The following is a 10,025-nucleotide window of genomic DNA, read 5'->3' on the forward strand; positions in this document are numbered from 1 at the left end:
TGCGGGCGGCCCGCGCCACCTGGCCCGGAGCGGAACTGGACGCGCTGGCCGCCGCGTTCCCGCGCGGGGCGCACCAGCCCGTGGTCCTCGGCGTCACGGCCCGGTCGGCGGGGCTCGGGCCGCTGGACGCCGCGCACGTGGCGGCGTACGAGAGCGTGGGCGGGCCGGCCACCGCCACCGTACGGCTGCTCGGCCTGGACCCCTTCGAGGCGAGCCGGGTCCTGGCCGGACTCGCCCCCGAGCTGGACTCCGTGTCCCGGCGCGCGGAGCGGGCGGCGCTGCGGGCCCGCACGGACGGTACGCAGGCCCTGCCCGCGGCCTCCTCGCCGCTGCTGGACATCGCGGCGCAGGCCCATGCCGACTGGCCGGTACGCCTGTTCGCCTCCTGATCCATCCACCCCGTACCCCACCCCGTACCCGGCCTCGGCCCCGCGGATGCCCCCGCATCCCCCTTGCTTTCAGCTCAAGGAGACCCCATGCACCTCGACCCCTCCCTCGGCGGCGGGACCTTCCCGCACCGCCACACCCACAGCGCCGAGCCGCTGCGGGCGGACGGGTCCCGCCGGGCCCTGCGCATCGGGCTCGGCGGGCCCGTCGGCTCCGGAAAGACCGCCACCGTCGCGGCCCTCTGCAGGGCCCTGCGCGCGGAGCTGTCCATGGCCGTGGTCACCAACGACATCTACACCCGCGAGGACGCCGAGTTCCTGCTCCGCGAAGCCGTCCTGCCGCCCGAGCGGATCAGCGCCGTCGAGACCGGTGCCTGCCCGCACACCGCCATCCGCGACGACATCTCCGCCAACCTGGAGGCCGTCGAGGAACTGGAGGAGGCCTTCCACGGGCACGGACGGCTCGACCTGATCCTCGTCGAGTCCGGCGGCGACAACCTCACCGCCACCTTCTCCCGGGGCCTCGTCGACGCCCAGATCTTCGTCATCGACGTGGCCGGCGGCGACGACATCCCGCGCAAGGGCGGCCCCGGCGTCACCACCGCCGACCTGCTCGTCGTCAACAAGACCGACCTCGCCCCCCACGTCGGCTCGGACCTGGACCGGATGGCCCGCGATGCCGCCGAGCAACGCGGCGAACTGCCCGTCGCCTTCCAGTCCTTGCGCGGCGAAGAGGGCGTGGCCCCGGTGGCCGCCTGGGTGCGCGGGCGGATCGCCGCCTGGACCGCCCGGTGAGTCCTACGGCGATCCCCGCGGCCCGTCCCGAGGGGACGGGCGCACCCCCCGCCCACCCCACGGCCCCCGTCCCGGCCGGCCTGCGCGCCACCGCCCGGATCGGCGCCGCCGCCGACGGGCGGGGCTCCACCGCCCTGCCGCTGCTGGCCGGGGAGGGGCCGCTCGCCCTGCGCCGCACCCGGGGCGGGCCCGGCGAAGCGGGCGTCATGCTGGTCGGCGCCATGAGCGCCCCCCTCGGCGGTGACCACCTCACGGTCGAGGCCACCGCCGGACCGGACGCCCGGCTGCTGTTCCGCTCCGCGGCGGCCACCCTGGCCCTGCCCGGCCGGCACGGGGAACCCGCGCGGTACGACGTACGGCTCCGGCTCGGGGACGGGGCGGCGGTGCGCTGGCTGCCGGAGCCCCTCGTCTCGGTGCGGGGCAGCGACCTGCGGATCCGTACCCGCGCCGAACTCGCCCCCGCCGCCCGGCTCCTGCTGCGCGAGGAGCAGGTGCTCGGCCGCACCGGGGAGGGTCCGGGCCTGCTGCGCGCACGGCTCACCGTGAACCGGGACGGACGCCCGCTGCTGGACCAGGAGGTGGCCTGCGGACCCGGCGCACCCGGCGGCTGGGACGGTCCGGCGGGACTCGCGGGCCACCGGGCGCTGGGCCAGCTGCTCGTGGTGGACCCGGAGTTCGCGAAGGCCCCGCCGCAGGCCGGGATGCTGGGGGAGTTCGCGGCCCTCACCCCGCTGGCGGGTCCGGCCGTCCTGGTCACGGCCCTGGCCCCGGACGCCCTGCGGCTCCGCGAACTGCTCGACTCCGCCTGCGCCGCCTACGGTTGGTGAGCCCGGGGCGGCCACCAGGGTCGACGAGCTCCGAACCCGGGACGAACCCGACACCGCTCAGCGGTACACCCATTTCCGGATATCGGGTTGGCAAAGAACGGCCCTGCGCTCTGTCGCCCGCTCCCGGTCAGGCGGAAGTATCCCCTGCACATGCCGACGCACATCCACACCGGCACGAACCACGCCGCCCACGGCGGCAGATGACGCAGGGGGAACAACCACGTGATACGCAACGCGGCGCTGGGGAGCGCCGCAACTCTGATCACCGGCACGCTGGCGGCGGGCCTGCTGCTCGCCCCGCCGGCGTCGGCCTCCCAGACCTTCCCGTCCGGCTTCGGCCGCGACAACCCGATCGCCGAGGCGATCGGCACCCAGATCGCCGCCGCCCGCGCGGCGCGCACCGGGATCGACTGGAAGGACTGTCCGCCCGACTGGGGTTTCGCGGCGCCCATCCAGTGCGGCTACGTGAAGGTCCCGCTCGACTACAGCAAGCCGTTCGGCAAGACGATCGACCTCGCGGTCGACCGCGCCGTCAGCACCGGCACCAAGGAGGAGCGCCAGGGCGCGCTCATCTACAACCCGGGCGGCCCCGGTGCCTCCGGCATGCGCTTCCCCCGCCGCATCACCACCAACAGCCCGCTGTGGGTGAACACCGCCAAGGCGTACGACTTCGTGGGCTTCGACCCGCGCGGCGTCGGCCACTCCGCGCCGATCTCCTGCATCGACCCGCAGGAGTACGTGAAGGCCCCCAAGGCCGACCCGGTGCCGGACAGCACGGCCGACAAGAACGCCCAGCGCAAGCTCGCCGAGGAGTACGCGGACGGCTGCAAGGAGCGCAGCGGCGAGATGCTGCCGTTCATGACCACGCCGAACGTCGCGCGTGACCTGGACGTCATCCGTGCCGCCCTCGGGGAGAAGAAGCTGAACTTCCTCGGCGTCTCCTACGGCACCTACATCGGCGGGGTCTACGCGACCCTGTTCCCGACGCACGTGCGCCGCATGATCGTCGACAGCGTGGTGGACCCCTCCCGCGACAACATCTGGTACGAGGCCAACCTCGGCCAGGACGTCGCCTTCCAGATGCGCTGGAACGACTGGGAGGACTGGGTCGCCAAGAACGACGCCTCCTTCCACCTCGGCACCACCCGCGCCGCGGTCGAGGCCAAGTGGCTGGAGCTGCGCGCCAAGGCCAAGGCCAACCCGCTCGGCGGGATCGTCGGCCCGGCCGAGCTCATCGGCTTCTTCCAGAGCGCCCCGTACTACGACTCCTCCTGGGTGCCCGTCGCCCAGACGTGGGCCGCGTACGCCGCCGGTGACGAGCAGGCGCTGATCGACGCCATCGCCCCCGACATGAGCGACATCCAGGGCAACGCCTCGGCGGAGAACGGCAACGCGGTGTACACCGCCGTCGAGTGCGCCGACGCCAAGTGGCCCACCAGCTGGTCCAAGTGGGACCGGGACAACACCAAGCTGCACGCCCAGTACCCCTTCATGACCTGGGCCAACGCATGGATGAACCTGCCCTGCGCCACCTGGAAGTCCAAGCAGTACAACGCGATCGAGGTCGGTGTCGGCCCCCACCGCGGCCTGCCGCCGGTGCTGATCGTCCAGGCGGAGCGGGACGCGGCCACGCCGTACAAGGGCGGGGTCTCGCTGAACCAGCGGCTCGCCGGCTCGCGCCTGATCACCGAGAAGGGCGCCGGCTCGCACGGTGTCACCAACCTGGTGAACCCCTGCATCAACACCCGGGTCGACACCTACCTGCTCACCGGCAAGGTGGACGCCCAGAACGTGACGTGCGCTCCGCACGCCACCCCGGTGGCCCCGGCCCCCGTCGCCGCCAAGCTGCTCGCCCCGGCCCCGGCCGCCGACCAGCAGGCGATCGACGAGCTCCCGGCCATCCGCTAACCGGACGGGGCAAGAACGGCTCGTCCCTCACGGGAGAAGGCTCAGCGCATCCTGCGCCGGGCCTTCTTCCGTGCCTCCTCTTCCTCCGCCTTGACGTCGGCGGCGTACCGGTCCACGTACTCCTGACCGGACAGGGCGAGGACCTCGTACATGATCTCGTCGGTGACGGCCCGCAGCACGGCCCGCTCGCCCTCCATCCCCGCGTACCGGGAGAAGTCCAGCGGCCGGCCGAAGCGGATCGTGACCCGGCGGATCTTGGGGAGCTTCTGCCCGGGCGGCTGGATCTCGAAGGTGCCGACCATCGCGCACGGGACGACGGGCACCGCGGCGCCGAGCGCCATCGCGGCCACCCCCACCTTGCCCTTGTACAACCGCCCGTCGTGCGAGCGGGTGCCCTCCGGATAGATGCCGAGCAGCTCGCCCTTGGACAGCACCCCGAGCCCCTCGCGGAGCGCCGCCCGGCCGGCGTCCTTACCGGAGCGGTCGACCGGGATCTGGCCGGCGCTGCGGAAGAAGGCGGCGGTGAGCCGTCCCTTCAGGCCCGGTCCGGTGAAGTACTCGGCCTTGGCGAGGAAGGTGATGCGCCGCTTGAGGATCGCGGGCATCAGGAAGTGGTCCGAGAAGGACAGATGGTTGCCCGCGATGATCGCGGCGCCGTCCTCCGGGATGTTCTCCAGTCCTTCGATGCGGGGCCGGAACAGGAGCCGCAGCAGCGGCCCCAGGATCACGTGCTTGAGCAAGTGGTAGAACACCAGGCGGCTCCCGTCGACGTCCCGTGGTCACGGACATCCTACGGACGCCTCGCCCGGAGTCGCAGAGGGCGGCCGCTCAGGCACCGCCCGTGGCCGCCATGCCGGCGGTGAGCAGCCCCAGCACCACCCAGCCGAACCACAGCCAGCCGTTGCTTCCGAGGGCCACGGAATACGTGGCGATCGCCACCAGAGAGGCGAAGGTCATCACTGCCATCGCCTTCACGGATCCGGTCATGCCCCATGGTGGCGCCTGAAGGCGGTCCCGCGCTACTGGCCACGCGCTTGGAGCGAGGCGAGATACGAGTTGTAGGCCTCCAGCTCCTGGTCCCCGTTGCGGTCCTCGGACCGGTCGGAGCGCTTCGCGGCCCGTTGTTCCGAGTGGTACCACTGGTAGACCAGCGCGATCAGCACCAGCACCGAGGGGATCTCGCTGAAGGCCCAGGCGATGCCGCCGCCCCACTGCTGGTCGAGCAGCGGGTCGATGCCGAGGGAGGCGGGCGGGTTCGCGTACGTCTTGATCATCGGCTCGCTGCCCATCATCAGCGCGATGCCGAAGAAGGCGTGGAAGGGCATTCCGGCGAACAGCTCCAGCATCCGCATCACGTAGCCGGGGCGGTGCGGGCCCGGGTCCACGCCCATGATCGGCCAGAAGAAGACGAGGCCGACGGCGAGGAAGTGCACCATCATCGCGACGTGTCCGGTCTTGGACCCCATGAGGAAGTCGAAGAGCGGGGTGAAGTACAGGCCGTAGAGGCTGGCGATGAAGATCGGGATGGTGAACACCGGATGGGTGATCACCTTCATGTACCGGCTGTGCAGGAGCATCAGCAGCAGTTCGCGCGGCCCCTTGTGCCCGCGGGCCGCCGGCGGCAGCGCGCGCAGCGCCAGCGTCACGGGCGCGCCCAGCAGCAGCAGGATCGGGCTGAGCATGCTGATCACCATGTGCTGGACCATGTGCACGCTGAACATGACCATGCCGTAGTCGTTCAGCTTGGTGCACATCACCAGGGCCACGCTCAGCACGCCGATGGTGAAGGCCACCGTCCGGCCGACCGGCCAGGCGTCCCCGCGCCGGCGCAGCCGCACCACGCCCCACCCGTACAGCGCGAGGCCGAGGAGCGAGCCGATGAAGAAGAAGGCGTCGAAGGAGAACTCCAGCCCGCGCCCGAGGGTGAAGGGTGGCAGGTCCATGTCCATGTCGTGCATGTCCATGGCGCCGTGCGCGAGGTAACTCAATCTCTTCACTCCCTTGACCCGTGGTGCCCCACCACAGTAATGCCGCCCCCGGACGGGAAATCGTCCGGGGGCGCCCATTACAGGAGTGACACGCAGAAAAGGGGAAAGATCACAGAACGTTCTGCGCCTCGGCGTAACGCTCCGACGGGACCGTCTTCAGGGTCTGGACCGCCTCGTCGAGCGGGACCATGACGATGTCCGTGCCGCGCAGCGCCGTGAGCATCCCGAACTCGCCCCGGTGGGCCGCCTCCACCGCGTGCCAGCCGAAGCGGGTCGCGAGGACGCGGTCGTAGGCCGTGGGGGTGCCGCCGCGCTGGACGTGGCCGAGGATGACCGGGCGGGCCTCCTTGCCGAGGCGGTCCTCCAGCTCGACGGCCAGGCGGTTGCCGATGCCGGCGAACCGCTCGTGGCCGTACATGTCGGTGCCGCCCGACTCCAGGGCCATCGAGCTGCCCTCGGCGGGCTTGGCGCCCTCGGCGACCACGACGATCGCGAAGCGCTTGCCCTGCTCGAAGCGTTCGCCGACGATCGCCGTCAGCTCCTCGATGTCGAAGGGGCGCTCCGGCACGACGATCGCGTGCGCGCCTGCCGCCATGCCCGAGTGCAGGGCGATCCAGCCGGTGTGACGGCCCATGACCTCCACGACCATGACGCGCTGGTGGGACTCGGCGGTGGTCTTCAGCCGGTCCAGTGCCTCGGTGGCGACCCCGACGGCGGTGTCGAAGCCGAAGGTGACGTCGGTCGAGGCGATGTCGTTGTCGATCGTCTTGGGGACGCCGACGATCGGCAGGCCGCCCTGCGAGAGCAGGTTCGCGGCCTTCAGGGTGCCTTCGCCGCCGATCGGGATGATGGCGTCCAGGCCGAGATCGGCGACGTGGCCGCGGGCCCGCTCCACGCCGTCGCGCAGATGGGCGGGCTGGACCCGGGACGAGCCCAGGATCGTACCGCCACGGGCCAGGATGCCGCTCACGGCATCGAGGTCGAGCTTGCGGTAATCGCACTCCAGCAGGCCGCGCCAGCCGTCGTGGAAACCTATGACCTCGTCGCCGTGATCGACGACGGCGCGGTGCACGACGGAGCGGATGACGGCATTGAGCCCGGGGCAGTCGCCTCCGGAAGTGAGCACACCAATGCGCATGGCAGGAGGACCTTTGCAACGTGGGCCGACGACCGGACCACGTCGTCCGGTTGGAACTACCCAGCACCCTACAAGCGGATCGAGGGTGGACTGAACCATCCTCCACATGCTGGTCAGATCAGTCGTACGAAAACACGTCGGCCCGGATACCCCGAGGGGAATCCGGGCCGGACGCCGGGTGTCGGCGGTGCCTGAACCGGTACGCGTGGCCGGTGCCGCTACGCGGGCTGCGTGGCCGCCGCGATGCGCTCGGCGCGCAGCGCCTCGTACCAGCGGTCGTCGATGGGCGGCAGCGCGTTCACGTCGAGGGCCAGCTTCAGCAGCAGGTCAGCGATCTGCGGGTTGCGCGCCAGCACGGGACCGTGCATGTACGTGCCGAACACCGTGTCGTTGTACGCGCCTTCGGTGCCGTCACCGGTGCCGTTGCCCCGGCCCATCGTGACCCGGGCGAAGGGCTTCGCCGTCGGGCCGAGGTGCGTGACGCCCTGGTGGTTCTCGAAGCCGGTCAGCTGCGGCAGCCCGAGCCGCGGGTCGATGTCCCCCAGCACGTCGCCGACGCACCGCTCGCCCTCGCCGCGCACGGTCACCACGTCCAGCAGGCCGAGGCCCTCCTGGCGCTGGCCGACGTCGTTGACGAACTCCTGCCCCAGGATCTGGTACCCGGCGCAGACGGAGAAGACGATCGCCCCGTTCGAGACGGCGCGCTCCAGACCGCCGTCGCGCAGCAGACGCTCGGCGGCCAGCCGCTGCGGCCGGTCCTCGCCGCCGCCGATCAGGTAGATGTCGCCCGAGGTCGGGATCGGCTGGTCGCTGCGCACGTCCACGCGCTGTACGTCCAGGCCGCGCCGGCGGGCCCGGCGCTCGACGACCAGGGCGTTGCCCTGGTCTCCGTACGTGCTGAGCAGGTCGGGGTAGACCCACACCAGACGCAGGCTGTTGTCGCTCATGCTCTTGTCCTTATGGGTACTAGTTGCCGACGCGGCGGCGCACGTCCTGGAAGGCGGTGTAGTTGGCGATCAGCTCGATCTGCCCGGGCGGCGCCAGCTGCACGGCCTCGTCGAGGGTCTCGCACACGCGGAAGTCCAGGCCCGCGACTTCGAGGCGGACCGCGAGGTCCAGCTTGCGGTCGCCGATCACGAAGATCGGGTGGCCGGCCAGGCGCGGGTAGTCCACGTCCCACAGCCAGGAGGTGTCGGTGCCGTCCGCGCCGCGTGCGTTCACCGACAGGATCACCGGGGTCGGCGGCGGGTCGATCAGGGAGAAGGTCTCCAGCCAGCCGGCCGGGTTCTTCGCGAGCAGCAGCCGCAGTTCGCGGCCCTGGAAGCTCACCACGTCGTAGCGGCCGGCGACGGCCTGCACCTGGTACATCCGCTCCAGCGCCACCTGCGGCGGGACGCCGAAGACGGCTGCCACGGCGGCCGAGGTGGCCGCGTTCGCCTTGTTGGCGCGGCCCGGGAGCTGGAGGCTGATCGGCCAGGCGCTGCCGTGCGGGTCGAGCACGTGGTCGCCGGAGAGCACCCAGCTCGGGGTGGGACGCCGGAAACCGCACTCGCCGCAGAACCAGTCGTCGCCGGGACGCTGCATGACGCCACCGCAGGAGGGGCAGGACCAGGCGTCGTCCTTCCACTCCTGGCCGGCCGCGACCCACACCACGTTCTGCGAGGACGAGGCGGCCCACACGATCAGCGGGTCGTCCGCGTTCGCGACGACGACCGCCTTGGAGCCCGAGAGGCCCTCGCGCCACTTCTCCGCGAGCATGCGGGTCTCGGCGGCGCGGTCCAGCTGGTCGCGGGAGAGGTTCAGCAGGGCGATCACCTTGGGGGTGACGTCCCGGGCCACTCCGGCCAGGTACTTCTCGTCCACCTCGATGACGCCGTAGCGGGCGTCCGAACCGCCCGCCAGGGCGGAGGTGATGCCGGCCGGCATGTTCGCGCCCAGCGCGTTGGAGACGACCGGACCGCTGGCCCGCAGGGCCTCCGCGATCAGGCGGGTCGTCGTGGTCTTGCCGTTCGTCGCCGAGACGAGGACGACGTCGAGATGCTGCGCGAGCGCTCCGAGAAGATCGGGGTCGAGTTTGAGTGCGACCTTGCCACCGATCACCGATCCGCTTCCGCGTCCCGCGGCCCGCGACACCGCCGCCGCGGCCTTGCCCGCCGTCACGGCCAGCTTGGCCCGCGGCGAAAGCGGCTCTGTGTTGCCTGCCATCGTCCCTTGTCCTCCTTGCGTCGGTCGCCCCCAGCCTATCCATGACCTGCCCGCGCCCCGACCGCGGCGCCCCCGGTCTGCCGAAGATCTCCTCATATAGTCGCCCGTCGTACCCTTACCGCCATGCGACAGCGTCCCCTCCCCGGTACCTCCGGCCTCGTCCGCACCATGAGCCTGCTGGGCGATCCGGTGCTCCATTCCGCTTGTGCGGAGGTCACCGAGTTCGGTCCGGCCCTCGACCGGCTCATCGAGGACATGTTCGCGACGATGTACGCCGCCCAGGGCGTCGGCCTCGCCGCGAACCAGATCGGCGTCGGGCAGCGGGTGTTCGTATACGACTGCCCCGACGACGAGGACGTGCGGCACGTCGGGCACATCGTCAACCCGCGGCTGGTCTCCGCCGAGGGGGACGAGTTCGCGGGCCCCGAGGGATGCCTGTCCCTGCCGGGGCTGGAGGCGTCCACGGTCCGCTTCGACGAGGCCGTCGTGGAGGGGTTCACCTCGGACGGAACGCCGGTGCGGGTGGCCGGGACCGGGTTCTTTGCGCGGTGTCTGCAGCACGAGTGCGATCACCTGGCCGGTGCGGTGTACGCGGAGCGGGTTACGGGACTGCGGGCGCGCAAGCTGCGCAGGCAGATCCGGAAGACCGACTGGGGTCGGGCCGGGATCCACGCGCTGGGGGAGTGAGAGCCCGGCGGGGCCGGGGTTCCCGGGGCTCCGCCCCGGACCCCGCGCCTCAAACGCCGGCGAGGCTGGATTTGCCCCCGGCGGCGCCGGA

At 71.8% G+C, this 10,025-nt stretch carries 11 protein-coding genes; 5 read left to right on the top strand and 6 right to left on the bottom strand.

Translation table 11 applies throughout. The features are described from left to right. From ABZY57_RS30315 to ABZY57_RS30330, 4 genes are all read left to right on the top strand, one after another. Positions 1-389: urease accessory UreF family protein (locus ABZY57_RS30315; protein ID WP_356517362.1), on the top strand; the 389-nt coding region annotated here is incomplete at its 5' end. Positions 390-476: 87 nt separating this feature from the next. After that, positions 477-1,181, top strand: a complete 705-nt coding sequence (gene ureG, locus ABZY57_RS30320; RefSeq protein WP_356517364.1) for an urease accessory protein UreG — start codon at positions 477-479, stop codon at positions 1,179-1,181. Between the two features lie 80 nt (positions 1,182-1,261). Then, entirely contained in the window at positions 1,262-2,008 is a 747-nt protein-coding gene (locus ABZY57_RS30325; RefSeq protein ID WP_356517372.1) for an urease accessory protein UreD, read from the top strand. A 222-nt stretch (positions 2,009-2,230) separates the two neighbouring features. Further along, positions 2,231-3,916 (top strand): alpha/beta hydrolase, encoded by a 1,686-nt coding sequence (locus ABZY57_RS30330; protein WP_356517366.1) that lies wholly within the window; start codon positions 2,231-2,233, stop codon positions 3,914-3,916. A 41-nt stretch (positions 3,917-3,957) separates the two neighbouring features. Here ABZY57_RS30330 and ABZY57_RS30335 read toward each other — a convergent pair whose 3' ends face one another. From ABZY57_RS30335 to ABZY57_RS30360, 6 genes are all read right to left on the bottom strand, one after another. Further along, entirely contained in the window at positions 3,958-4,668 is a 711-nt protein-coding gene (locus ABZY57_RS30335) for a lysophospholipid acyltransferase family protein (RefSeq protein ID WP_356517368.1), read from the bottom strand. Positions 4,669-4,744: 76 nt separating this feature from the next. Further along, a complete protein-coding gene (locus tag ABZY57_RS30340) occupies positions 4,745-4,903 on the bottom strand; it encodes a hypothetical protein (RefSeq protein WP_327251573.1) in 159 nt (52 codons plus the stop codon). 32 nt (positions 4,904-4,935) lie between these two features. After that, positions 4,936-5,880 carry a cytochrome c oxidase assembly protein gene (locus ABZY57_RS30345; RefSeq protein ID WP_356517374.1) on the bottom strand — a complete coding sequence of 315 codons (945 nt, stop codon included), beginning with the start codon at positions 5,878-5,880 and terminating at the stop codon, positions 4,936-4,938. Between the two features lie 133 nt (positions 5,881-6,013). Beyond that, positions 6,014-7,042, bottom strand: coding sequence for a 6-phosphofructokinase (locus tag ABZY57_RS30350; RefSeq protein ID WP_274547644.1), 1,029 nt, complete (start codon positions 7,040-7,042; stop codon positions 6,014-6,016). A gap of 218 nt (positions 7,043-7,260) precedes the next feature. Beyond that, complete coding sequence (locus ABZY57_RS30355) at positions 7,261-7,989, bottom strand: glutamine amidotransferase (protein ID WP_250740166.1); 729 nt, start codon at positions 7,987-7,989, stop codon at positions 7,261-7,263. 19 nt (positions 7,990-8,008) lie between these two features. Continuing rightward, positions 8,009-9,247 carry a MurT ligase domain-containing protein gene (locus tag ABZY57_RS30360; RefSeq protein WP_266876101.1) on the bottom strand — a complete coding sequence of 413 codons (1,239 nt, stop codon included), beginning with the start codon at positions 9,245-9,247 and terminating at the stop codon, positions 8,009-8,011. 123 nt (positions 9,248-9,370) lie between these two features. On the opposite strand from ABZY57_RS30360, the gene def reads away from it, so the two are divergent. Further along, the gene (gene def, locus ABZY57_RS30365) at positions 9,371-9,934 is read left to right on the top strand and encodes a peptide deformylase (protein WP_356517371.1); all 564 of its coding nucleotides are present in this window, start codon (positions 9,371-9,373) and stop codon (positions 9,932-9,934) included. The last annotated feature ends 91 nt before the right edge of the window (positions 9,935-10,025 follow it).

Source organism: Streptomyces sp. NPDC006450, from assembly GCF_040612195.1.
Taxonomy (GTDB): domain Bacteria; phylum Actinomycetota; class Actinomycetes; order Streptomycetales; family Streptomycetaceae; genus Streptomyces.

Bases quoted from the DNA above. Each gene is read 5' to 3' on its own strand.
- ABZY57_RS30340 (WP_327251573.1), bottom strand. From the start codon at position 4,903: ATGACCGGATCCGTGAAGGCGATGGCAGTGATGACCTTCGCCTCTCTG.
- ABZY57_RS30350 (WP_274547644.1), bottom strand. From the start codon at position 7,042: ATGCGCATTGGTGTGCTCACTTCCGGAGGCGACTGCCCCGGGCTCAAT.
- ABZY57_RS30345 (WP_356517374.1), bottom strand. From the start codon at position 5,880: ATGGACATGCACGACATGGACATGGACCTGCCACCCTTCACCCTCGGG.
- def (WP_356517371.1), top strand. From the start codon at position 9,371: ATGCGACAGCGTCCCCTCCCCGGTACCTCCGGCCTCGTCCGCACCATG.
- ABZY57_RS30360 (WP_266876101.1), bottom strand. From the start codon at position 9,247: ATGGCAGGCAACACAGAGCCGCTTTCGCCGCGGGCCAAGCTGGCCGTG.
- ureG (WP_356517364.1), top strand. From the start codon at position 477: ATGCACCTCGACCCCTCCCTCGGCGGCGGGACCTTCCCGCACCGCCAC.
- ABZY57_RS30355 (WP_250740166.1), bottom strand. From the start codon at position 7,989: ATGAGCGACAACAGCCTGCGTCTGGTGTGGGTCTACCCCGACCTGCTC.